Consider the following 22,445-nt stretch of genomic DNA (forward strand, 5'->3'; position numbering starts at 1 on the left):
CTAGATATTATACATAGCTTCGAAAATCGCCGCACTCTGAATATTAATTTTCACATTCAAAGTTTGCCCAAAAGTTTCAAACTCATTTCGCAGATAAGTAAAATCCTGCTTTTTATCACTAGAGACGACAGCCATCATCGTAAAATATTCATCCAAAACAGTTTGAGAGATATCATCAATATTCAAACCCAATTCTGCAATTTTACCAGAAACACCTGCAACAATTCCAGATTTATCTTTACCAACAACCGTTATAATCGCTTTCATAAGCAAACTCCAATTCTTCTTAAAATAGGAAACCTGAACATTAAACAGGATTCTTTTCAAATAGTATAGCATAATTCTAACTAAAATACTCAAAAACGCCTGCTTACGAAGTTGTTCTTAAACAAAAAACAATTTCGTAAACAAGCGTCTACTATCCCAACTTATGATGAGTGTTCCCGCTAGGACCGAAATCCTAGCGGTAGACCAGAGCTAGACTAAGAGCACAAGACTCCATCATCATAACACTCAACAAAATTGATGATTTTATACTAATTCGATGATCGCCATTGGCGCTGCATCACCACGACGTGGTTCAGTTTTAAGGATACGAGTGTATCCACCGTTACGTTCAGCATAACGAGGTGCGATTTCTGAGAACAATTTTTGAAGTGCTGTAGTAGAAGTGTACTTATCAGTTGCTTCATCATAGTTTTCAGATGCGATTTCATTACGTACGAAAGCAGCTGCTTGACGACGTGCATGCAAATCACCACGTTTACCTAGAGTAATCATTTTTTCAACAGTTTTACGGATTTCTTTAGCACGAGCTTCAGTTGTCACGATTGATTCGTTGATCAAAAGGTCAGTTGTCAAATCGCGAAGCATTGCTTTACGTTGTGAGCTAGTGCGTCCTAGTTTACGGTAAGCCATGTATTCCTCCTTTATTTATCTTTTAATCCAAGACCCAAATCAATGAGTTTGAGTTTCACTTCTTCCAAACTCTTGCGTCCAAGATTTCGTACTTTCATCATCTCTGCTTCAGATTTTTCTGTCAAATCATGCACAGTATTGATACCGGCACGTTTCAAACAGTTGTATGAACGCACAGACAAGTCCAGTTCCTCAATCGTACGATCCAAAATACGGTCGTCAGATTCAGTATCAGCTTCTTTCATCACTTCAGTTGACTTAGCAATCTCAGTAAGATTTGTAAACAAATCAAGATGTTCTGTCAAAATACGTGCTGAAAGCCCTAAAGCATCTTCTGGAATAATTGTTCCATTTGTCAAGATTTCAAGGGTTAGTTTGTCAAATCCATCATTGCTACCTACACGAGCAGGTTCAACTTGATAGTTGACTTTGGTAACTGGTGTATAAATAGAATCTACAGCAAGTGTCCCAACTGGTGCATTATCCTTTTTATTTTCATCTGCAGGTACATATCCACGACCACTGTTAACAGTCATAGTCGCTTTTAGAGAAGAACCTTCACCGATTGTAAAGAGATAATGATCTGGATTTACAATTTCAATATCGCTATCTGTCAAAATGTCACCAGCTGTTACTTCAGCAGGACCTTCAACATCCAGTTCGATGATTTTTTCGTCTTCAACGTACGATTTCACTGCAATTCCTTTAATGTTCAGAATGATTTGCATCACGTCTTCACGAACACCTGGAACTGTGTCAAACTCATGTAACACACCATCAATGTTAATAGATGTCACAGCTGCTCCTGGTAGAGAAGCTAGAAGTACACGACGAAGAGAGTTACCAAGAGTTGTACCGTAGCCACGTTCAAGTGGTTCGATTACAAACTTGCCATAATCTTTATTTTCATCAATTTTTGTTATATTTGGTTTTTCAAACTCGATCATTTAGTTACTCCCTCTTAAACGAAAAGCAGTGTAATGCGATGATTATACACGGCGACGTTTTGGAGGACGAGCACCATTGTGTGGCACTGGAGTCACATCACGAATTGCTGTTACTTCAAGACCAGCGGCAGCAAGCGCACGAATAGCTGACTCACGACCAGAACCTGGACCTTTTACAGTAACTTCAACTGATTTAAGACCGTGTTCTTGTGCAGATTTAGCAGCAGCTTCAGAAGCCATTTGAGCAGCGAATGGTGTAGATTTACGAGAACCTTTGAAACCAAGAGCACCAGCTGATGACCAAGCAATTGCATTACCATGCACATCAGTAATCATAACAATAGTGTTATTAAATGTAGCGTGAATATGAGCAATACCAGATTCGATATTCTTTTTCACACGACGTTTACGTGTTGGTTTAGCCAAGACTTTTACCTCCTATATTATTTTTTCTTACCAGCGATCGCAACAGCTTTACCTTTACGAGTGCGAGCGTTGTTTTTAGTGTTTTGTCCACGGACAGGAAGTCCACGACGGTGACGGATACCACGGTATGAACCGATTTCCATCAAACGTTTGATGTTCAAGTTTACTTCACGACGAAGGTCACCTTCAACTTTGATTGCATCCACTTCACGACGGATAGCATCTTCTTGATCTGATGTAAGATCACGTACACGAACATCTTCTGAGATTCCAGCAGCAGCCAAAATTTTCTTAGATGTTGCAAGTCCGATACCATAAACATAAGTCAATGAGATTACTACGCGTTTGTCATTTGGAATGTCAACTCCAGCAATACGAGCCATGTTTTCTCCTTTCTATCTTATCCTTGACGTTGTTTGTGTTTTGGATTTGCTGGGCAAATTACCATAACACGACCATTACGACGAATAACTTTACAGTATTCGCAAATTGGTTTGACCGATGGTCTTACTTTCATTTCTTATCCCTCCAAGTTTTTCGATTATTTAAAGCGGTAAGTGATACGTCCACGTGTCAAGTCATATGGACTCATTTCGACAGTAACACGATCTCCCGCTAAAATACGAATATAGTTTTTACGAATTTTACCAGAAACTGTTGCTAAAATCTGATGTCCATTTTCAAGTTCAACCGTAAACATTGCATTCGGCATTGTATCAACTACTTTGCCTTCAACTTCAATCACATCGTCTTTTGCCACGCAAAAGCACCTCCATAAATTTCGATTCGATGCCTCTAGACACAGAGACAACAATTATAAGTCAGACTATCTCAGTATAACATTTGTAGCTGATTTTTGCAAGTGTGAAAAGCGCTTTATTTCAAATTTGTCAATACTTTTTCGATATCTGAGAAGACATCATTGATATCTTGATTACCTTCGATGTCATGAACCAAACCTTTGGCACGGTAGTGAGCAATGATTGGTTCCCCTTGAGCAATATTCACATCCAAACGACGTTTTACTGTCTCAGGCTTATCATCTTCACGTTGGTAGTAATCTTCTTCTTTACAGTCAACTGGTGGGTTAAAGACCTTGTGGAAAGTTTCTCCAGTTACGCGATGGATGATACGACCACTCAAACGTTCCAAGAGACTGTCAGGATTCACTTCAATATTGATAACACCTTCTAGTTCAATGCCAAGTTCAGCCAATGTTTTGTCCAAAGCATGAGCTTGTTCAATTGTACGTGGGTAACCATCCAACAAGAATCCTGTTTCTTTAATATCATCTTGTGAAAGACGTTCTTTTACGATTCCATTTGTAACTTCGTCAGGAACCAATTCACCCTTGTCAATGTATGACTTAGCAAGAACACCCATTTCAGTTTGATTTGCCATAGCAGCGCGGAACATATCACCTGTTGAGATATGTGCAACATGGAATTGTTCTACGATTTTTGCTGCTTGAGTTCCCTTACCTGCACCAGGTAAGCCCATAATCAAAAGATTCATGATTTGATCTCCTTATTTTATTTTTAAATAGAAGCAAAAAGTCTTTTCACCCCTATTTAAAAACAAAATAGAAGAGGGGAGACCAAACTCTCACTAATGTTAGAGTCAAACCTCCACTCCCTCAGCATTTACTGATTCCGTAAATGCTTTTATTCTGTTCTATCCATGAAACCAACATACTTACGTTTCAATAAGTATCCTTCCAATTGTTTGATTCCTTCAATACCTGTAGAGATAATGATCAAAAGACTGGTTCCTCCAAAAGCAACTGCTTCTGAAAGCCCGAAAACATCTTTTGCTACAATCGGTAAAATAGAAATCACACCAAGGAAGAGGGAACCAACAGTTGCAAGACGACGAAGAAGTTTAGACATATATTCTTCTGTACCTTTACCAGGACGAACTCCGTGGATATAGGCACCACTCTTTTGTAGGTTCTCTGCCGCTTTTTCAGGATTAATCTGTACAAACGTATAGAAGAATGTAAAGAGAATGATCAATAAAGCATACATGGCGATACCAGTTGGTGAAGTTGTTGCCAGCATTTCTTGTGCTGTTCTTACCCAAGCCCAATCATGACCTGTAGCGCTTAAAAACTGTAGAATAGCTGCTGGCGCCGCAGTAATCGAACTTGCGAAGATAACAGGGATAACTCCAGCAGGGTTGACCTTCAAAGGAAGGTAAGAGCTAGATGGAGCACCTTGTGCAACCTTAGTATATTGGATTGGAATTTTGTATTCTGCTTGTTGAACATAAGTTGTAAAGTAAATGATCAACAATACAGTAATAATCAAAATGATTACAAAAATAATAGATGAGTTGATACGGTCACTTGGGACGTTCACAAAGTAGTCCACATAGATGCCCTGAATCATCTCTGGGATTGAGGAAACAATCCCGGCAAAGATAATCATAGAAACACCATTTCCGTATCCCTTATCTGTAATTTGCTCTCCCAACCAAGTAACAATCATGCTACCAGCTGTTAAGATGATACCAATCATGATAAAGACTTGTGGAGTAAGAGCTGTTTTCAACAATTGAGCTCCAGCCAAAGTATTAAAACCAGCTGTAATCCCGATAGATTGCACAAAAGCTAAAACAAGAGCAATATAACGAGTAGCTTGATTCAATTTTCTTCGACCTACTTCCCCTTGTTTACCCCACTCTACAAATTTGGGTAAAATATCCATTTGCAAGAGTTGTACAACGATAGAGGCCGTAATGTAGGGACTGACACCAAGAGCAAAAACTGAAAAGTTTTTCATGGCATTCCCTGACACCAAGCTCAACATGTTTAAGAAGGATAATCCACTTAAAGCATTCAAGCTATTGGCATTCACACCGGGAACTGTAATGCTAGTTCCGATACGAAAGACCAAAACAATAAAAATTGTAAATAAAATTTTTGATCGAACCTGCTTGACTTTAAGAGCTTCTCTTAATAATTTAAAAAACATAGGTCACCTCTCTTAGATGACTTCTACTGAACCACCTTTAGCAGTGATAGCTTCTTCAGCTGATTTAGAGAATTTAGCTGCTTTCACAGTCAATTTCTTAGTCAACTCACCGTTACCAAGAATTTTAATACCTGATTTTTCAGCTTTAACAATTCCTGCTTCGATAAGAACAACTGGAGTAACTTCAGCACCATCTTCAAAGACGTTCAATTGGTCAAGGTTCACAATTGCGTATTCTTTAGCGTTGATGTTAGTGAATCCACGTTTTGGAAGACGACGGAACAATGGAGTTTGTCCACCTTCAAAACCAAGGCGAACTCCGCCACCGCTACGAGCTTTTTGACCTTTTTGACCACGACCAGATGTTTTACCGTTACCTGATGAAGTACCACGACCAACGCGGTTACGTACTTTACGAGAACCTTCTGCAGGTTTCAATTCATGAAGTTTCATTTTTATTTTCTCCTCTTTTGTAAAATGCTAGCGCCGATAAGGGAGAAAAGGTTGTCTCCCCCATCAACTCGCCTATACGACGTCATCATAGATGACTATATCTAGTTTTAGGGGATGGTATAGTGCACATCCCCTAAAAATTCATTAGTTTACTTCTTCAACTGTTACCAAGTGAGATACTGCTGTGATCATACCACGGATAGCAGCGTTATCTTCTTTAATAACAGAGCTGTTCAATTTGCCAAGTCCAAGTGCTACAACAGTTTTACGTTGTGATGGAATGCGTCCGATTGGAGACTTAGTCAAAGTAATTTTAATTTGAGCCATTTTATCCCCTTTCTTATGCCAAATCAGAAACTGAAATACCACGAAGGGCAGCAACTTCTTCAGCGCGTTTCAATTGTTTCAAACCTTCAACAGTTGCACGAACAATGTTGATTGGAGTGTTAGAACCAAGTGATTTAGATGTAATATCTGCCACACCTGCCAATTCCACAACGGCACGAACTGCACCACCAGCGGCAACTCCAGAACCTTCTACAGCAGGTTTCAACAATACTTTAGCTCCACCGAATTCTGAAAGAACTTCGTGTGGGATTGTTGTTCCAACCATAGGAACTTCGATCAAGTTTTTCTTAGCATCATCTACTGCTTTACGGATTGCTTCTGGAACTTCTTGAGCTTTACCAGTACCAAATCCTACGCGACCGTTGTGGTCACCAACAACAACAAGAGCTGCGAAACGAAGACGACGTCCACCTTTAACAACTTTTGTAACACGGTTGACAGCAACTACGCGTTCTTCTAATTCAACTGCATTGTCTTTAAATGCCATTTTCTAGTGTCCTCCTATTAGAATTTCAATCCGTTTTCACGAGCTGCATCAGCCAAAGCTTTCACACGTCCGTGATATAGATATCCACCGCGGTCGAACACCACTTCTGAAATACCTTTAGCGTTTGCACGTTCTGCAACGAGTTTACCGACAGCAACGGCTTGTTCAGTTTTAGTTCCTTTTGAAACTTCTTTGTCAAGAGTTGAAGCACTTGCGAGCGTTACACCCGCTACGTCATCAATCACTTGAGCGTAGATGCCTGTATTAGAACGGAATACGTTCAAACGTGGGCGATCAGCAGTTCCAGAGAGTTTTCCGCGAACGCGACGGTGGCGTTTTTGGCGGAGTTTGTTTTTATCTGGTTTTGAAATCACAGTTTTCACCTCTTTAGTTTTAAATCGTGTGCTATGCACAAAGTTGGAAAATAGGTTGGTGGTTGAGAATCAACCACTCAACATTATTTACCTGTTTTACCTTCTTTACGGCGAACGAATTCACCAACGTAACGGATACCTTTACCTTTATATGGTTCTGGTGAACGAAGGCTACGTACGTAAGCAGCTGTTTGACCAACTACTTCTTTTGAAATTCCGCTAACAATGATTGTTGTTGGGTTTGGAAGTTCAAAAGTAATTCCTTCTGGAGCTTCAACTTCGTCTGGATGAGATTTACCAACAGCCAAAACAAGTTTAGATCCTTGAAGTTGTGCACGGTAACCAACCCCGCGCATTTCAAGTTCTTTCTTGAATCCTTCTGATACACCAACAACCATGTTGTTCAAAAGAGCACGAGTAGTTCCGTGGATAGTTTTCATTTCTTTTGAATCGTTTGGACGGTGAAGAGTTACTTCAGTACCTTCCACACGGATTTCAATATCTTTTGAGAACTCACGAGTAAGTTCTCCTTTAGGTCCTTTTACAGTTACAACGTTGTCATTGTTAGTGAGTTCAACACCAGCAGGCAACACGATAACTTTATTACCAATACGTGACATGTTTATTTTCTCCTGTTAAATTGTCAGGCCAGAACGGCCAGTTTTCACGGGGTTCAATCGATTTCTCGATTTAAAGGAACATTTAGGTTTCAATTTCAAAGTGAATCTAGGCATCGTCTCGCAGGCTTAACTTTGGGTTAGGCAAGAGAAGATAACGAAGAGTCACAAAGAAATTGGGAGCTAAATATTACCAAACGTAAGCGATAACTTCCCCACCAACATTCTTTTGGCGTGCTTCTTTATCAGTAAGCAAACCTTCCGAAGTTGAAAGGATAGCAATTCCAAGTCCGTTAAGAACTTTTGGAAGGTCTTCACGTTTTTTGTAGACACGAAGTCCTGGTTTAGAAACACGTTTCAAGTTAGTGATAACTTTTTCACCGTTTGGTCCGTATTTAAGGAATACACGGATGATGCCTTGTTTGTCATCTTCGATGATTTCAACGTTTTTTACAAAACCTTCGCGTTTAAGGATTTCAGCAATCCCTTTTTTGATATTTGATGCAGGTACTTCAAGTACTTCGTGTTTAGCTTGGTTAGCGTTACGAATACGAGTTAGGAAGTCTGCGATTGGGTCAGTCATAACCATTTTGTTTTTCTCCTCTTACTAGTAGTTTGCAAGTTGCACTTGCTAGTTAATACATGATACAAAAAGCGTAACAGCAAGAGCAAAAATAGGCAATTTGATGCAGGAGCGATGCTCCAAAGAAAATTGGCCTTTTTTGCCAAAGCTGTAGCTCGTGTTCAAATTGGAACCCCCAACTGAACCCGGGCTAAACTCTGTGTGAAAAAGATAAACTTTCCTAGAAACTTCAGTTTCTTCGCCAAGTTTCCTATTTTCACTTAGAGTTTTGACGCCCTTGATATCTTAAATTACCAAGATGCTTTTGTTACACCAGGAATTTGTCCTTTGTAAGCTAATTCACGGAAGCAAACACGGCAAAGTTTAAATTTGCGGTAAACTGAATGTGGACGACCACATTTTTCACAACGAGTATAAGCTTGAGTAGAGAACTTCGCTGGACGTTTGTTCTTAGCAATCATTGATTTTTTAGCCATTAGATTTACCTCCTATATTATTTTGCAAAAGGCATTCCAAGGCCTGTAAGCAATGCACGTGACTCTTCGTCAGTGTTAGCAGTTGTTACGATAACGATGTCAAGACCACGAGTTTTGTCAACGTCATCGAAGTTGATTTCTGGGAAGATCAATTGTTCTTTCACACCAAGTGTGTAGTTTCCGCGTCCATCAAATGATTTTGTTGGAACACCGTGGAAGTCACGTACACGTGGAAGTGAAACTGAAACCAATTTATCCAAGAATTCGTACATACGTTCACCACGAAGGGTAACTTTTGCACCGATCGCAACACCTTCACGAAGACGGAAGCCGGCGATTGATTTTTTAGCTTTAGTGATAAGTGGTTTTTGACCTGAGATAAGTGCCAATTCTTCCGCAGCTTTTTCAAGGCTTTTAGCGTTTGATACAGCTTCACCAACACCCATGTTCAAAACGATCTTATCTACTTTAGGCACAGCCATCACTGATGAGTAGTTGAATTGTTCTGTCAAAGCAGGAACTACTTCATTAAGATATTTTTCTTTTAAACGATTTGCCATTATACTTCTCCTTTCCTTCGTGATTAATCAAGCACTTCGCCTGATTTTTTGTTGTAGCGAACTTTTTTACCGTCTACAAATTTGTAACCAACACGACCAGCTACACCATTTTTGTCCAAAACTTGAACGTTTGATACGTGGATAGCTGCTTCTTTCTCGATGATACCACCTTGAGGAAGCTCGTTAGTTGGACGTTGGTGTTTCTTAACGATGTTAACACCTTCAACGATAACTTTGTTTACTTTTGGAAGGGCAGTAAGGACAACAGCTTCTGTTCCCTTATCTTTACCAGCGATTACGCGAACTTTGTCGCCTTTTTTTACAAACATTAGATTTCTCCTTGATTTTTCTTACGCCCATAAGGGCACCCTGGAGGTAAATCCAGGGGACTAGTTTGTTTCTAAAAATTAAAGTACTTCTGGAGCAAGTGACACGATCTTCATGAAGCCACCTTCACGCAATTCACGTGCAACTGGGCCAAAGATACGTGTTCCGCGAGGAGTTTTATCTTCACGGATGATAACTGCTGCGTTTTCGTCAAATTTGATGTATGAACCATCAGCACGACGAGCACCTGATTTAGTACGAACGATAACTGCTTTAACAACGTCACCTTTTTTAACCGCACCACCAGGAGTAGCTTGTTTTACAGATGCCACGATAACATCACCGATGTTTGCAAATTTACGTCCTGAACCACCAAGAACTTTGATAGTCAAGATTTCGCGAGCACCGCTGTTGTCTGCGACTTTCAAACGAGTTTCTGTTTGAATCATTTCAGTTTTCTCCTTTCAGGTTTGATTAGATGATGACCGCTTCTTCAACAACTTCTACAAGACGGAAACGTTTTGTAGCTGAAAGCGGACGAGTTTCCATGATACGTACGATATCGCCTTCTTTGGCAACATTGTTTTCATCATGAGCTTTGTATTTTTTAGAGTAGTTAATACGTTTACCATAGACTGGGTGGTTACGTTTTGTTTCAACTACAACTGTGATTGTCTTGTCCATTTTGTCAGATACAACACGTCCAACAAGAACTTTACGATTATTGCGTTCCATTGAAATTTCTCCTTCCCTAGTCTATTATTTCGCTTCAGATTGAACTGTTTTGATACGAGCGATTTGTTTTTTAACTTCTTTCAAGCGAGCTGTTTGTTCCAATTGACCAGTAGCAGCTTGGAAACGAAGTTCAAACAATTCTTTTTTCAATTCGTTTTCGCGCTTCGCGAGTTCTTCTTGAGAAAGACCACGAAGTTCTTTAACAAATTCTTTTACTTCATTAAGTTTCATGCCTTCTCCTTATTCTGCTTCACGTTTTACGAATTTACATTTAACTGGCAATTTGTGGCTAGCAAGACGAAGCGCTTCGCGAGCGATCTCTTCAGATACACCAGCGATTTCGAACATCACTTTACCACGTTTAACTGGTGCTACCCAACCTTCAGGTGCCCCTTTACCAGATCCCATACGCACACCGATAGCTTTAGCAGTGTATGATTTGTGTGGGAAGATTTTAATCCAAACTTTACCACCACGTTTCATGTAACGAGTCATGGCGATACGAGCAGCTTCGATTTGGCGGTTAGTGATCCAGTGGCTAGTTGTAGCTTGAAGACCGTATTCACCGAATGCTACTTCTTTTCCACCTTTTGCTTCACCGCGCATTTTTCCACGGAATTCACGACGGTGTTTAACACGTTTAGGTACTAACATTGGTTATTTACCTCCTTTAGTGTTTTTGCGAGCTGGAAGAACTTCACCACGGTAGATCCATACTTTAACACCGAGTTTACCGTATGTAGTATCTGCTTCTTCCCAAGCGTAATCGATATCTGCACGAAGTGTGTGAAGCGGAACAGTTCCTTCAGAGTATCCTTCAGCACGGGCGATATCTGCACCATTCAAACGACCTGATACTTGAGTTTTGATTCCTTTAGCTCCAGCACGCATTGCACGTTGGATTGCTTGTTTTTGTGCACGACGGAAAGCAACACGTTGCTCCAATTGACGAGCAATACCTTCACCTACAAGGTGAGCATCCAAATCAGGTTGTTTGATTTCGATGATGTTGATGTGTACTTGTTTTCCAGTCAATTTGTTAAGTTTTGCACGGAGTGCATCAACGTTAGCACCACCTTTACCGATAACCATACCTGGTTTAGCAGTGTGAAGTGAAACGTTAACTTTGTTTACTGCGCGTTCGATTTCGATGGTTGAAACTGCTGCGTCAGCAAGTTCTTTTTGAACGAATTTACGGATTGCAAGATCTTCATGAAGGTAATCCGCGTATTCTTTTTCAGCATACCATTTGGCATCCCAATCACGGATGATGCCGACACGCATACCAATTGGATGTACTTTTTGACCCACGATTTTACCTCCTTATTTTTCTGCAACAGCTACAGTGATGTGAGCTGTACGTTTGTTGATTGGTGAAGCTGAACCTTTCGCACGTGGACGGAAACGTTTCATAGTTGGTCCTTCGTTTGCGAATGCTTCAGATACTACCAAGTTAGCTTTATCCAAACCAAAGTTGTTTTCAGCGTTAGCTACAGCTGAGTTCAAAACTTTCAAGATGATTTCAGCAGCTTTGTTTGGAGTGAATGTCAAAATTGCGATTGCATCGGCTACGCTTTTACCACGGATGTTATCAAGAACAAGACGTGATTTACGAGGTGAAACACGTACTGTACGAGCCATTGCTTTAGCTGAAGTAATTTCTGCCATTTATGTTCTCCTTATTTTCTACGTGTTTTCTTGTCGTCTGCAGCGTGACCTTTGTAAGTACGAGTTGGTGCAAATTCACCAAGTTTGTGACCTACCATGTCTTCTTGGATGTAAACAGGTACGTGTTTACGTCCGTCATAAACTGCAATAGTGTAACCAATGAAACTTGGGAAGATCGTTGAACGACGTGACCAAGTTTTAATAACTTTTTTCTTTTCGTCGTTAGCTTGAGCTTCAACTTTTTTCATCAAATGCTCATCGACGAAAGGTCCTTTTTTAAGACTGCGTCCCATTTTTATATTTTCTCCTTTAAATGTTGTACCACAGCGGCTTGCGCTCCTATGGAGCGCTACCGAGCTGGCGGATTTACTAGTCGCTTAAGCGACTAGTTTAATATTATTTCTCGTTGCGACGACGAACGATAAGTTTGTCAGATTTCGCTTTCTTGTTACGAGTTTTAAGACCAAGAGCAGGTTTGCCCCATGGAGTAGATGGCGCTTTACGACCAACTGGTGCTTTACCTTCACCACCACCGTGTGGGTGATCGTTAGGGTTCATTACAGAACCACGAACTGTTGGGCGGATACCTTTCCAACGGCTACGTCCTGCTTTACCAAGGTTTACAAGTCCATGTTGTTCGTTTCCGACAACACCAACTGTAGCACGGCAAGTTCCAAGAATCATACGAACTTCACCTGATTGAAGACGAACAAGAACGTATTTACCTTCAGAACCCAATACTTGAGCAGATGCTCCAGCAGCACGTACCAATTCACCACCACGACCTGGTTTCAACTCGATGTTGTGGATCAAAGTACCAACTGGGATGTTAGCAAGTGGAAGAGCGTTTCCGACTTTGATATCTGCTTCTGGACCTGAAACGATACGTTGACCTACTTCAAGACCTTTTGGAGCGATGATGTATGCTTTCACACCGTCAGTGTAGTGTACAAGAGCGATGTTTGCAGAACGATTTGGATCGTACTCGATTGTTTTAACAACCGCTTCAACGTTGTCTTTGTTACGTTTGAAGTCAACCAAACGGTAGAAACGTTTGTGTCCACCACCTTGGTGACGAACTGTGATACGACCGTTGTTGTTACGACCAGCCTTGCTCTTCAATGCAACAAGCAATGATTTTTCAGGAGTGCTTGTTGTGATTTCAGCGAAATCCAAAGAAGTCATATTACGGCGACCGTTTGTTGTTGGTTTATAAACACGAATTCCCACGATATTTCCTCCTTAGATTATTCAGCTTCAGCAGCAAACAACTCGATTGCTTTAGAATCAGCTGTAAGTGTGATGATAGCTTTTTTAGTTTTGTTAGTAAAACCAGTGTAACGTCCAACACGTTTAGCTTTTGGTTTTACGTTGATTGTGTTAACATTTGCAACTTTAACACCTTCGAAAGCAGCTTCAACAGCTTGCTTGATCAAAAGTTTGTGTGCACGAGTGTCAACTTCAAATACATATTTCCCTGCTTCAAGTTGAGCCATTGAGCTTTCAGTGATGACAGGTTTTTTGATAACATCATACAAATTCATTATGCAAGAACCTCCTCGATTTTAGAGATAGCTGCTTGTGTGACAAGAAGTTTGTCGCTATTTGCGATGTCAAGAACACTTGCAGTTGTAGCAGTTGCAACTTTCACGTTTGGAAGGTTACGAGCTGAAAGAGCTGCGAATTCATTTCCTTCTTCAAGGATAACAAGAACTTTAGAATCGATGCTCAATGCTGCAAGAACTTTTGCAAATTCAGCAGTTTTTGGAGCTGTAAATGAAAGAGCGTCTACAGCTACGAATTTGTTTTCAGCAACTTTTTCAGAGTAAACTGATTTAAGAGCTAGGCGACGAACTTTTTGTGGAAGTTTGTAGCCATATGAACGTGGAGTTGGTCCGAAGACAACACCACCACCACGCCATTGTGGTGAGCGGATAGAACCTTGACGAGCACGTCCAGTTCCTTTTTGACGCCATGGTTTGCGTCCACCACCTGATACTGCAGAGCGGTTTTTAACAGCGTGTGTTCCTTGACGAAGGCTTGCGCGTTGGCTGATGATCACATCAAACACAACTGATTCATTTGGTTCAATACCAAATACTGCATCGTTAAGAACAACTTGGCCAGCTTCTTTACCAGTTTGGTCAAATAATGTTACGTTTGCCATTATGACTGATTTCCCCTTTCTTTATTATTTACCAGCTTTAACTGCTGATTTGATAGTGATAAGAGATTTCTTAGCACCTGGTACGTTACCTTTGATAAGGATAACGTTCTTTTCTGGAACAACTTGTACAACTTCAAGGTTTTGAATTGTTACGCGGTCGCCACCCATACGTCCTGCAAGGTTTTTACCTTTGAATACGCGGTTAGGTGCAACAGGTCCCATTGAACCTGGACGACGGTGGTAACGAGAACCGTGAGCCATTGGTCCACGTGATTGTCCGTGGCGCTTGATAACACCTTGGAAACCTTTACCTTTAGAAGTACCAGTTACGTCAACAACGTCTCCAGCTGCGAATGTTTCAACTGTAATTTCAGCACCAACTTCCAAGCCTTCAACGTTTTTGAATTCACGAATGAAGCGCTTAGGAGCCGTGTTAGCTTTCGCTACATGTCCTTTAGCAGGTTTGTTGCTCAATACTTCGCGTTTGTCATCGAAACCAACTTGGATAGCGTTGTATCCGTCTGTTTCAACAGTTTTAACTTGAAGAACAACGTTTGGAGTTGCTTCAATAACTGTTACAGGGATCAATTCGCCAGCTTCAGTGAAGATTTGAGTCATTCCCACTTTTTTCCCTAAGATTCCTTTTGTCATGAGAAAATAGTTCCTTTTCTATATTTTTTATTCAAAAAGTTTTTAACGAGCGTTTTTTATGCTCAAGGTATCAAGCTTTAGATTAAAGTTTGATTTCTACGTTTACACCACTTGGAAGATCCAATTTCATCAAAGCATCAACTGTTTTTTGAGTTGGGTTAACGATATCGATCAAACGTTTGTGTGTACGCATTTCAAATTGTTCGCGAGAGTCTTTATATTTGTGAGTCGCACGAATGATTGTGTAGAGGCTACGTTCAGTTGGAAGTGGGATTGGACCCGCAACTTGTGCACCTGTACGAGTAGCTGATTCTACGATTTTTGCAGCCGCTGTATCAAGCGTACGGTGTTCGTAAGCTTTCAAACGGATACGGATTTTTTTGTTTGCCATCTTTTTCTCCTTTTCGTCTATTTAAGATAATAGGCTAGCTCCACAAGAAAACCGACGCGGTGTTGCGTGGCAATGCAACCGAGCGTGTCGCAACCTCTTGCATCAAAGCTAAGACTGTAATTTACAGCACCATAATAGAATAACACAAAGCCCCTGCGATTGCAAGGGATTCGTTGCTGTTTTTTAAAATTTTTAACATGAAAATGTTTTCTTTTTTGATAGGTCATTTATTTAAATATTCTATGGAAAAAAGTTACTCTCTCTTCACCTGTTCATAGCTTTCTTTTCCGTCATTGAGCTTATCCCAAATCACTACTTGCCCACCTTTGAGGGATTTTTGCACATCGATAATTCGTTGATTGGACGAACCTCGAAACTGGAGCATGAGATTTCTCTTAGTTCGATCATATCGTCCATCTACAAGGATGTCAATTAGCGATAAGAGTTCCAATTTGTCTGGAGTTTCCAACATCATTTCTTCCCATGTATAGCCCGTCCAGGACCAGATATCTTTATCTGACAATTCCTTCCGAATCCGCTTAACGAGTGGCAAGAGGATTCCTGTATTAAGGAAGGGTTCTCCTCCCAGCAAGGTCAATCCTTGAACATAGGGTTGGGCAAGGTCTGCCATAATCTGCTCTTCTAACTCTGCCGTATAGGGAATGCCAGCATTGAAAGACCAGGTCGCTACATTATAACACCCCTCGCAGTGAAACATGCAGCCTGATACATAGAGAGAGTTGCGCACGCCTTCGCCGTCCACAAAGTTAAAGGCCTTGTAATCAATAATCCGACCTTGACTGAGTTCCTCGCTTTTCCATTCTTGTGGTTTTGGATTATTCATTCGCTACCTCTATCCAATAACGCTCAACTCCATTACGAACATCCTCAAGGAGCCCACCATTTGCTAGAATGACTACTCTGCTGGCAGGATTATTCACGCTACAGGTTACAAGAGCTTTCTTAATATTCTTTTCCTTAGCAACTTGCAAGCCCTGACGAAGAGTTTCTTTCGCATAACCTTTGCCTCTTTCTGATGGACGAATGGAGTAGCCAATGTGACCACCTTCTTCTAGTAGAAAGTTACTGAGGCGCAACCGGAGATTAAGAAATCCAATTGCTTTACCTTTCACAGAAAAAGCTACTAACTGAATTGCGGGAACCCATCCTTCAGTCAAATTAATCCCCATTTCCTGATTCTGATTACTTTCCAACCATTCCTCGTAAGAAAAATTTTCTGTATCCCAGAAACCACCGTCGTGAGGCGACTGATATTTTTCAAACTCTGCCATCATCTCTAAAACTGTTTCTTTATCTGCTAATCTTGGTCTGCGTAATTCCATCCTTACCTCCCACTAAGATAAAAGCGAGAGCTGACTCTCACTTTTATTTCTTCTTATTCTTGTTTAAAAATTGTTCTTTGAGGTTGAGCAAGCGTTCTTTCTTACCAGCTCCACCTTTAGAGTGTTTCTCGTGATAACGGGTCACTTGTGCGCGCCCCTTATCGTCTAATTGATATTTTCCCATTTTATTTCTTTCTAATTTATTACTTGGTGGCCAGCTATTTTAATCGTTGAGCCATTCATATGTTTGACACGCGCAGCGATTTCCTTGTGACGGCCGTTAACCATAGGTCTCGCTTGAGGATTGCCTAAATAGCCACAAGTCCGTTTAACAACGTCTACTGTTTTAGGGTCACTATTGCCACAGTTTGGACAAGCAAACCCTCTATCAGTTGGTTCAAAATCCCCTTCAAAATCACACTTGTAGCAACGGTCAATTGGAGTATTGGTCCCCAAATAACCCACACGGTCATAAGCATAATCCCACACAGCTTCCAAGGCCTTGGGATTTTGCTGGAGGACTGGATACTCACAATAATGGATGAAACCACCTGACGCACCTGCTTCTGGATAGATTTTTTCAAAATCCAGTTTTTCAAACGGTGTTGGATTTTTACGAACATCGTAGTGGAAAGAGTTGGTATAGTATTCCTTGTCTGTAATATCAGGAATAGAACCAAACTTGTCTGTATCTAGTCGACAGAAACGGTCTGTCAAACTTTCAGATGGTGTTGAGTAGATAGAGAAATGATAGCCATATTGGTCAGACCACTCTTCTACACGGCGTTTCATATCGCGAATGATGTCTAGCGTGAATTCCTTAGCATCTGGATTACTTTCCCAGCTGTTACCAAAGAAAACAGTCGCTACTTCATACAAGCCGATATAGCCCAGCGAAACTGTCGCTCGACGATTCTTAAAGAGCTGGTCAACATTTTCTTCTTTACCTAGACGATGGCCAAAAGCGCCGTACTGATAGAGGATAGGAGCATTTGCTGGTGTCGCTTCTTTGGTACGTTCGACACGGTAAACCAGAGCATCTTCTGCGATATTCATACGTTCGTTGAATATTTCCCAGAACTTATTCATGTCGCCCTCAGACTCGAGGGCGATACGAGGTAAGTTAACTGTCACGACACCCAGGTTCATCCGACCTGAATTGACTTCTACACCATTCTCATCCTTCCATCCTTGGAGGAAGGAGCGACAACCCATAGGAACCTTGAAGGAACCTGTCAGTTCGATAATCTTATCATAGGACAAGACATCTGGGTACATCCGCTTGGTTGCACACTCAAGAGCCAACTGTTTGATGTCGTAGTTGGGAGTCCCTTCCTCTAAGTTGAGTCCTCTTTTAAGCGTGAAGATAAGTTTAGGGAAGATAGCTGTACGATGTTCTGAACCAAGACCCTTAATGCGAATGTTTAAAATAGCCTTTTGAATTTCTCGCTCAAAACGATTGGTTCCTAGACCAAAACCTAGCGAAGTAAAAGGTGTTTGTCCGTTTGAAGTGAAGAGAGTATTGATTTCATACTCTAAAGATTGCATGGCATCGTAGATGTCCTTTTGCGTTTTCTTCCAAGCGTAATCTTCCCGTTTTTCAGGCAAAACCCATTCTTCTGCATCCTTGAGGTGTTTTTGGTAATTCTTCTCTGCATAAGGCGCCAAAACTTCATCGATGCGGTCAGCTGAACAACCTCCGTACTGGCTAGAAGCAACGTTGGCGATGATTTGGGAAATCTGGGCTGTTGCAGTCTGGATAGATTTAGGACTCTCTACCTCTGCATTTCCAATCTTAAAACCATTGTCCAGCATACCCTTGAAATCAATCAAACAGCAGTTGGTCATAGGTGTATAGGGGCTGTAGTCCAAATCATGATAGTGGATATCCCCCTTTTGGTGGGCATTGGCTACATGCTTAGGAAGCATTTGCAGTCCGATTGATTTCCCAACAATGCCTGCTGTCAAATCGCGCTGGGTGTTAAAGACATCACTGTCTTTATTAGCATTTTCATTGACAACTGCCTGGTCTTTGTTGAGAAGTTTATGGATGCTAAAGTTGATATCTGTCGCTTTTGAGCGCTCAAAATCCCTCTGTGTCCGATAAGTGATATATTCCTCAGCTAGCGCATATTCTTTGGCTTCAAGGAGTTCATGTTCTACGATATTTTGAATTTCGTAAATCTTAACTCCCTTTGGAAAGCGACTATGAATTTCTGTGACAATACGCTCAGTCAGAGCATTTAGGCGCTTTTCGACTAAGGGTGTCACGTCCATAACCTTGTCTGCCGCCTTGTGGAGAGCCTTGTCAATCTTGTCCACATCAAACACAACACGTCTCCCATCTCGTTTTTCAACGAAAAGGGTTGGTAGGGTTGTAATTTTTTCTTCTAGTGCAATCATATGCATGCTCTTTTCTAAAATGTTCTTTCTAAAAAGTATTATACCACTCTAAAAAGAAAAATCAATATCTTGTGTTAAAAATCCTAATTTTTTTAAAAATACACAAGATATTGATTTTCTTATTTAATTTTATAAACTTTAAACTCTGAGTAATCGGTCTTTACTTGTTGGTAATTTTCTTTCAAGATTGTTTCTACTTCAGACCAGACTTCCACCTTGTCATTCACCACAATCATCTTGGGTTGTTTTTCTTTCAAGTCATTGATCAAGGTAGTTTTGTTTTCTTCTGTACTCATGTAAAGAAGAGGCGATGGGAACATGGATCCAGCCAAACGCTGGCTTTCCTTATAGATCTGAACATGAGAATCCCAGATATAGATTTGGTCCCCCTCACTTGTCTCTTGTTTGACTCTATCTACTACTTGATGTTGTTCTTCATACGAAGCTGGATGCAAGACAAAACGAGCTACAAAAGGAACTGCAATTAGATAAACCACTACTAGAATCGGTAGGTAGAGATTTCCCTTCATAAATTTTTTCCATAAAGTTGGAACTTCCTCTCTTCTCCGACGACGTGCTATTCTTCCCGAGTGTTCCCCACGAATACTGGTTATCAAAAGAAGGAGTAAAAATGGAAGGATTAGAATCCAACGCGAACCGTGAAGAGGTTCTTGAGAAAAAAGCAACAAGGCTAGTACAAATAAGAAAACAAAGCTAGCTGGTACTGAGATGACATATAATCTAGATGCTTTAGTTTGGAACAAACCGAGAAAAATAAGAATGAAAGCTCCTAATCCAAAGGTTAATAGACCATAAAATAAAGCATTCTCTACTAACTGGGGATTAGCAAAAATACGCATGGAAGTAAATGGATACAAAAATCTACTTAAAGCCTCTCCAAAACCTCCTGAAATGATGACATAGTAGCCTAAAGGATAAAATAGGAGAGAGAAACCAAGTGCTGCCGCAAAAAATTGATAAATCCCATGTATAAAGCGTCCATGTCCAACATTAAAGACAAATAAACCTATCATTACTACTACAGTAAAGAGAAGGCTTGTAAGGGGCTCTATGAAAAATGATAGAGCTAAGAAAATCCCCAAACGTAGAAATCCCTTGTCATGGTTAGGATTTGATAGATAACGCGCTACTAAAGAAAAGCCTGCAAATAAGAATGGAAGAGCTAAAATCGTAGCATAGCCTCCTCCAAAACCTATACCAGATACCAAAATATAAAATATCGTTAGGAGTTGCTTAGCTTGATCCCTTTGCCCTGTCAAATTGTCGGTTGAAGAAAAGAGGAAGTAGCCTCCTCCTAAGAGGGCTAGCCATTCTACCAAGGCAAAAAGAATGCCTCCTTGGGTAATGTAAAGTAGTAAATAATAAAGAAGACCTTGACCAGCATAATAACTACTGTATAGCTGTCCTCCCTGATGCAAAGCCCACCCAATATACAAATCCTGCGCCTGAGAGGGACTTACCATATCTAAAAGTAAAGGAACCACCACAGAAAAAACCGTTACAATCGTACTTCCAATGATGAGTCTGAAGAACGGGAAAGCTACCTGCTCTTCTTTTTCTACATGAGATTCAAAGTTCCTATCCAGTCTATTTTCAATTTCATTACTCTGTATCGTTTCGGATACTTCTTCGATTCTGCCATATACAGCCATGTCGTTTCTCCTATTCAGTTTGTCTGTCTTAGTATATCAAAAAGACCTTGAATTGTCAGCTTGCGATGGCTGTTTGAGTGATTTTTTACATAGTTTCACAAAGGTTTCAATTTCTCGAAATCGGTGTAAATGTGTCTGTTTAAATGTCGTGATATAGTTCAATTCTTTCTGAGTCAGCATCGTTCCCCCCTATATCTTCTTATTCGTAAAAGACAAGAAAAATAGGACTGGTTTGTGTCCTCAGTTCTAGATTTCTTATAAGATTGGGGCAAATAACTGGGCAATTTCCTTAATCAATTTTTGATACCAGCTATTTTTTATAGTATGAGTAAAAATTTCTTGCGATACTGAAAAAATCTCCTCAAAATCTTTTTGAATCTCCGTGATTGATTCTGTTTTATATAGCAAGACTGCATTTTCGTAGTGGTGAAGTAAACTTCTATAATCTAAGTTAATGGTTCCAACTGCAGCAAAGTCCTTATCCACTAAGATTTGTTTACTGTGGATGAAGCCGGGACTATACTCAAAAATTCTTACTCCTACCGATAACAAATCCGAATAAGCTCCTCTTGTAATGAGTTGGATTAATTTTTTATCTGGAATGAAAGGTGTTACAATGCGGATATCAACACCCCTCATAGCTGCATTTTTAATACTCTCTGTTAAGTCATAGTCAATAATCAGATAGGGTGTTGTAATATAGACTGAATCAGTGGCCTGATTAATCAAACTTTGATAGACTTTTTTCCCTACCTGGGTACGGAAGATGGGCTTGGGTCCACTACCGTAAGGAATGCAGAGCCCTTGGCCAGAACAAGGCTGATTTTCCAAGTGATACTGGTCAAAATCGCTGATTTCCCCACGATTGATGTACCAAGTCATCAAAAAGAGACGGGTTAGAGCCTTGACACCAGGGCCATCTAAGCGAATCCCACTATCCTTCCAATAACCAAAGCGTTCTACATGATTGATGTACTCATCAGCTAAGTTAATCCCTCCTGTATAAGCTACCTGACCATCTATGACAAGGATTTTACGATGGTCCCGATTATTATAAGCTACTGTCAAACGAGGAATCACCTTATTAAACTTATGGACCTCTATTCCTAGACTACGAAGCTGAATAGTATAATCCCCAGGTAAAGTCGCCATACAACCGATATCATCATAGAGCATCTTGACCTCGACACCCTGAGCTGCCTTTTGCTCTAGTATATCTAGTATACTATTCCACATCAGACCTTCTTCAACAATATAATACTCTAAAAAGATAAACTTTTCAGCTTTCTTGAGATCTTCCAGCATATGTTGCCACATGCTTTCACCTGAAGAAAAGAATTGTGAGTCGGTTCGATCATACACATCAGCATTGCTATCCATACTCAACAAAGATTTGATAACTCCGTAAGCTGCCTTATCATCTTCCTTCAATTTCTGGCGGAGTGCTTTACTGTTATCCTCCCGAAAATGCATGGAACCAAGTCTGTCCAACTGCTTGATTTCTTTTTTGGATAATCGCCTTTCACCAAACATCAGATAGAGCAGGGGGCCAATGACAGGAACAAAAGTCACCACTAGCCACATTACTTTGCTTTCAGGCGCCATGGAGCGATTAACAATTGCGACAATAGTTGCCATACTCATAAAGATCAAGACAATAATCCATAAAATAGGGGCCATGCGCCCTAAATAAAGAAAGAGACCAAAAACAAGAGAAAGTTCAAGTAGCATAATCGAAAGACTAAAGCCATACTTGGACATCAACAATTGAAATTTCCTATATTTCATATCCCCTCCTTGATATTTTGAATGCTAAAAACAGGTAATTGATACTAGTATAACTCAGGTATTCGACAGAAGGCAAGTATTTATGATCATTTTTCTGACTAAAAGCAAAAGAGACCGAAAAATCCGGTCTCCTCC

General features: G+C 40.4%; 36 protein-coding genes. All 36 read right to left on the reverse strand.

The window, feature by feature from the left end:
* The gene (locus HT731_RS03295) at positions 1-267 is read right to left on the reverse strand and encodes an ACT domain-containing protein (RefSeq protein ID WP_042901716.1); all 267 of its coding nucleotides are present in this window, start codon (positions 265-267) and stop codon (positions 1-3) included.
* Positions 268-531: 264 nt separating this feature from the next.
* Complete coding sequence (gene rplQ, locus HT731_RS03300; RefSeq protein WP_000331493.1) at positions 532-918, reverse strand: 50S ribosomal protein L17; 387 nt, start codon at positions 916-918, stop codon at positions 532-534.
* Positions 919-929: 11 nt separating this feature from the next.
* Positions 930-1,865 carry a DNA-directed RNA polymerase subunit alpha gene (locus HT731_RS03305; protein ID WP_000568988.1) on the reverse strand — a complete coding sequence of 312 codons (936 nt, stop codon included), beginning with the start codon at positions 1,863-1,865 and terminating at the stop codon, positions 930-932.
* A gap of 42 nt (positions 1,866-1,907) precedes the next feature.
* Positions 1,908-2,291 carry a 30S ribosomal protein S11 gene (gene rpsK / locus HT731_RS03310; RefSeq protein ID WP_001118385.1) on the reverse strand — a complete coding sequence of 128 codons (384 nt, stop codon included), beginning with the start codon at positions 2,289-2,291 and terminating at the stop codon, positions 1,908-1,910.
* A gap of 17 nt (positions 2,292-2,308) precedes the next feature.
* On the reverse strand, positions 2,309-2,674 hold the full coding sequence (gene rpsM, locus HT731_RS03315) for a 30S ribosomal protein S13 (protein ID WP_000090781.1): 366 nt from the start codon (positions 2,672-2,674) through the stop codon (positions 2,309-2,311).
* Positions 2,675-2,691: 17 nt separating this feature from the next.
* Positions 2,692-2,808: a 50S ribosomal protein L36 gene (gene rpmJ, locus HT731_RS03320; RefSeq protein ID WP_001808836.1), complete on the reverse strand. Its 117-nt coding sequence runs from the start codon at positions 2,806-2,808 to the stop codon at positions 2,692-2,694.
* Between the two features lie 24 nt (positions 2,809-2,832).
* Positions 2,833-3,051: a translation initiation factor IF-1 gene (gene infA, locus HT731_RS03325; protein WP_001029883.1), complete on the reverse strand. Its 219-nt coding sequence runs from the start codon at positions 3,049-3,051 to the stop codon at positions 2,833-2,835.
* A gap of 116 nt (positions 3,052-3,167) precedes the next feature.
* Positions 3,168-3,806 carry an adenylate kinase gene (locus HT731_RS03330; protein WP_173277636.1) on the reverse strand — a complete coding sequence of 213 codons (639 nt, stop codon included), beginning with the start codon at positions 3,804-3,806 and terminating at the stop codon, positions 3,168-3,170.
* A 149-nt stretch (positions 3,807-3,955) separates the two neighbouring features.
* Positions 3,956-5,266, reverse strand: a complete 1,311-nt coding sequence (secY, locus tag HT731_RS03335; protein ID WP_061088480.1) for a preprotein translocase subunit SecY — start codon at positions 5,264-5,266, stop codon at positions 3,956-3,958.
* 12 nt (positions 5,267-5,278) lie between these two features.
* Complete coding sequence (gene rplO / locus HT731_RS03340) at positions 5,279-5,719, reverse strand: 50S ribosomal protein L15 (protein WP_000766087.1); 441 nt, start codon at positions 5,717-5,719, stop codon at positions 5,279-5,281.
* A 144-nt stretch (positions 5,720-5,863) separates the two neighbouring features.
* Positions 5,864-6,046, reverse strand: coding sequence for a 50S ribosomal protein L30 (gene rpmD / locus HT731_RS03345; RefSeq protein ID WP_000057241.1), 183 nt, complete (start codon positions 6,044-6,046; stop codon positions 5,864-5,866).
* A gap of 13 nt (positions 6,047-6,059) precedes the next feature.
* The gene (rpsE, locus tag HT731_RS03350; protein ID WP_000874202.1) at positions 6,060-6,554 is read right to left on the reverse strand and encodes a 30S ribosomal protein S5; all 495 of its coding nucleotides are present in this window, start codon (positions 6,552-6,554) and stop codon (positions 6,060-6,062) included.
* A gap of 17 nt (positions 6,555-6,571) precedes the next feature.
* Complete coding sequence (gene rplR, locus HT731_RS03355; protein WP_000624044.1) at positions 6,572-6,928, reverse strand: 50S ribosomal protein L18; 357 nt, start codon at positions 6,926-6,928, stop codon at positions 6,572-6,574.
* Positions 6,929-7,011: 83 nt separating this feature from the next.
* A complete protein-coding gene (gene rplF / locus HT731_RS03360; protein ID WP_000086639.1) occupies positions 7,012-7,548 on the reverse strand; it encodes a 50S ribosomal protein L6 in 537 nt (178 codons plus the stop codon).
* A gap of 187 nt (positions 7,549-7,735) precedes the next feature.
* The gene (rpsH, locus tag HT731_RS03365; RefSeq protein ID WP_000245504.1) at positions 7,736-8,134 is read right to left on the reverse strand and encodes a 30S ribosomal protein S8; all 399 of its coding nucleotides are present in this window, start codon (positions 8,132-8,134) and stop codon (positions 7,736-7,738) included.
* A gap of 284 nt (positions 8,135-8,418) precedes the next feature.
* Positions 8,419-8,604, reverse strand: coding sequence for a type Z 30S ribosomal protein S14 (locus HT731_RS03370; protein ID WP_001085697.1), 186 nt, complete (start codon positions 8,602-8,604; stop codon positions 8,419-8,421).
* 17 nt (positions 8,605-8,621) lie between these two features.
* Positions 8,622-9,164 carry a 50S ribosomal protein L5 gene (rplE, locus tag HT731_RS03375; protein WP_000013542.1) on the reverse strand — a complete coding sequence of 181 codons (543 nt, stop codon included), beginning with the start codon at positions 9,162-9,164 and terminating at the stop codon, positions 8,622-8,624.
* Positions 9,165-9,187: 23 nt separating this feature from the next.
* The gene (gene rplX / locus HT731_RS03380) at positions 9,188-9,493 is read right to left on the reverse strand and encodes a 50S ribosomal protein L24 (protein WP_000497691.1); all 306 of its coding nucleotides are present in this window, start codon (positions 9,491-9,493) and stop codon (positions 9,188-9,190) included.
* Between the two features lie 78 nt (positions 9,494-9,571).
* A complete protein-coding gene (gene rplN / locus HT731_RS03385) occupies positions 9,572-9,940 on the reverse strand; it encodes a 50S ribosomal protein L14 (protein WP_000616545.1) in 369 nt (122 codons plus the stop codon).
* 25 nt (positions 9,941-9,965) lie between these two features.
* The gene (rpsQ, locus tag HT731_RS03390) at positions 9,966-10,226 is read right to left on the reverse strand and encodes a 30S ribosomal protein S17 (RefSeq protein WP_000440801.1); all 261 of its coding nucleotides are present in this window, start codon (positions 10,224-10,226) and stop codon (positions 9,966-9,968) included.
* A gap of 24 nt (positions 10,227-10,250) precedes the next feature.
* Positions 10,251-10,457: a 50S ribosomal protein L29 gene (gene rpmC / locus HT731_RS03395; RefSeq protein WP_000772918.1), complete on the reverse strand. Its 207-nt coding sequence runs from the start codon at positions 10,455-10,457 to the stop codon at positions 10,251-10,253.
* Between the two features lie 9 nt (positions 10,458-10,466).
* Entirely contained in the window at positions 10,467-10,880 is a 414-nt protein-coding gene (gene rplP, locus HT731_RS03400) for a 50S ribosomal protein L16 (protein WP_000960946.1), read from the reverse strand.
* A 3-nt stretch (positions 10,881-10,883) separates the two neighbouring features.
* Positions 10,884-11,537 (reverse strand): 30S ribosomal protein S3, encoded by a 654-nt coding sequence (gene rpsC, locus HT731_RS03405; RefSeq protein ID WP_000529936.1) that lies wholly within the window; start codon positions 11,535-11,537, stop codon positions 10,884-10,886.
* 12 nt (positions 11,538-11,549) lie between these two features.
* On the reverse strand, positions 11,550-11,894 hold the full coding sequence (rplV, locus tag HT731_RS03410) for a 50S ribosomal protein L22 (protein ID WP_000818137.1): 345 nt from the start codon (positions 11,892-11,894) through the stop codon (positions 11,550-11,552).
* An 11-nt stretch (positions 11,895-11,905) separates the two neighbouring features.
* Positions 11,906-12,187: a 30S ribosomal protein S19 gene (gene rpsS, locus HT731_RS03415; RefSeq protein WP_000533766.1), complete on the reverse strand. Its 282-nt coding sequence runs from the start codon at positions 12,185-12,187 to the stop codon at positions 11,906-11,908.
* 103 nt (positions 12,188-12,290) lie between these two features.
* The gene (gene rplB, locus HT731_RS03420) at positions 12,291-13,124 is read right to left on the reverse strand and encodes a 50S ribosomal protein L2 (protein ID WP_000512911.1); all 834 of its coding nucleotides are present in this window, start codon (positions 13,122-13,124) and stop codon (positions 12,291-12,293) included.
* A 17-nt stretch (positions 13,125-13,141) separates the two neighbouring features.
* Positions 13,142-13,438, reverse strand: coding sequence for a 50S ribosomal protein L23 (locus HT731_RS03425; RefSeq protein ID WP_001055347.1), 297 nt, complete (start codon positions 13,436-13,438; stop codon positions 13,142-13,144).
* Positions 13,438-14,061 (reverse strand): 50S ribosomal protein L4, encoded by a 624-nt coding sequence (rplD, locus tag HT731_RS03430; protein WP_000024537.1) that lies wholly within the window; start codon positions 14,059-14,061, stop codon positions 13,438-13,440. Before rplD ends, HT731_RS03425 begins: the two co-directional genes overlap by 1 nt.
* 24 nt (positions 14,062-14,085) lie before the next feature.
* Positions 14,086-14,712: a 50S ribosomal protein L3 gene (gene rplC, locus HT731_RS03435; protein ID WP_000160197.1), complete on the reverse strand. Its 627-nt coding sequence runs from the start codon at positions 14,710-14,712 to the stop codon at positions 14,086-14,088.
* Positions 14,713-14,794: 82 nt separating this feature from the next.
* Positions 14,795-15,103 (reverse strand): 30S ribosomal protein S10, encoded by a 309-nt coding sequence (rpsJ, locus tag HT731_RS03440; protein ID WP_001284513.1) that lies wholly within the window; start codon positions 15,101-15,103, stop codon positions 14,795-14,797.
* Between the two features lie 253 nt (positions 15,104-15,356).
* A complete protein-coding gene (gene nrdG, locus HT731_RS03445; protein ID WP_001064219.1) occupies positions 15,357-15,947 on the reverse strand; it encodes an anaerobic ribonucleoside-triphosphate reductase activating protein in 591 nt (196 codons plus the stop codon).
* Positions 15,940-16,446: a GNAT family N-acetyltransferase gene (locus tag HT731_RS03450; protein ID WP_173277638.1), complete on the reverse strand. Its 507-nt coding sequence runs from the start codon at positions 16,444-16,446 to the stop codon at positions 15,940-15,942. Before HT731_RS03450 ends, nrdG begins: the two co-directional genes overlap by 8 nt.
* Positions 16,447-16,489: 43 nt before the next feature.
* Entirely contained in the window at positions 16,490-16,630 is a 141-nt protein-coding gene (locus tag HT731_RS03455; protein ID WP_000521615.1) for a hypothetical protein, read from the reverse strand.
* Between the two features lie 11 nt (positions 16,631-16,641).
* A complete protein-coding gene (gene nrdD / locus HT731_RS03460; protein ID WP_173277640.1) occupies positions 16,642-18,849 on the reverse strand; it encodes an anaerobic ribonucleoside-triphosphate reductase in 2,208 nt (735 codons plus the stop codon).
* 119 nt (positions 18,850-18,968) lie between these two features.
* On the reverse strand, positions 18,969-20,522 hold the full coding sequence (locus HT731_RS03465; protein ID WP_173277642.1) for a damage-inducible protein CinA: 1,554 nt from the start codon (positions 20,520-20,522) through the stop codon (positions 18,969-18,971).
* Positions 20,523-20,777: 255 nt separating this feature from the next.
* Positions 20,778-22,310 (reverse strand): cardiolipin synthase, encoded by a 1,533-nt coding sequence (cls, locus tag HT731_RS03470; RefSeq protein WP_061758920.1) that lies wholly within the window; start codon positions 22,308-22,310, stop codon positions 20,778-20,780.
* Between the last annotated feature and the right edge of the window lie 135 nt (positions 22,311-22,445).

The organism is Streptococcus sp. k-163 (assembly GCF_013277555.1).
GTDB lineage: Bacteria > Bacillota > Bacilli > Lactobacillales > Streptococcaceae > Streptococcus.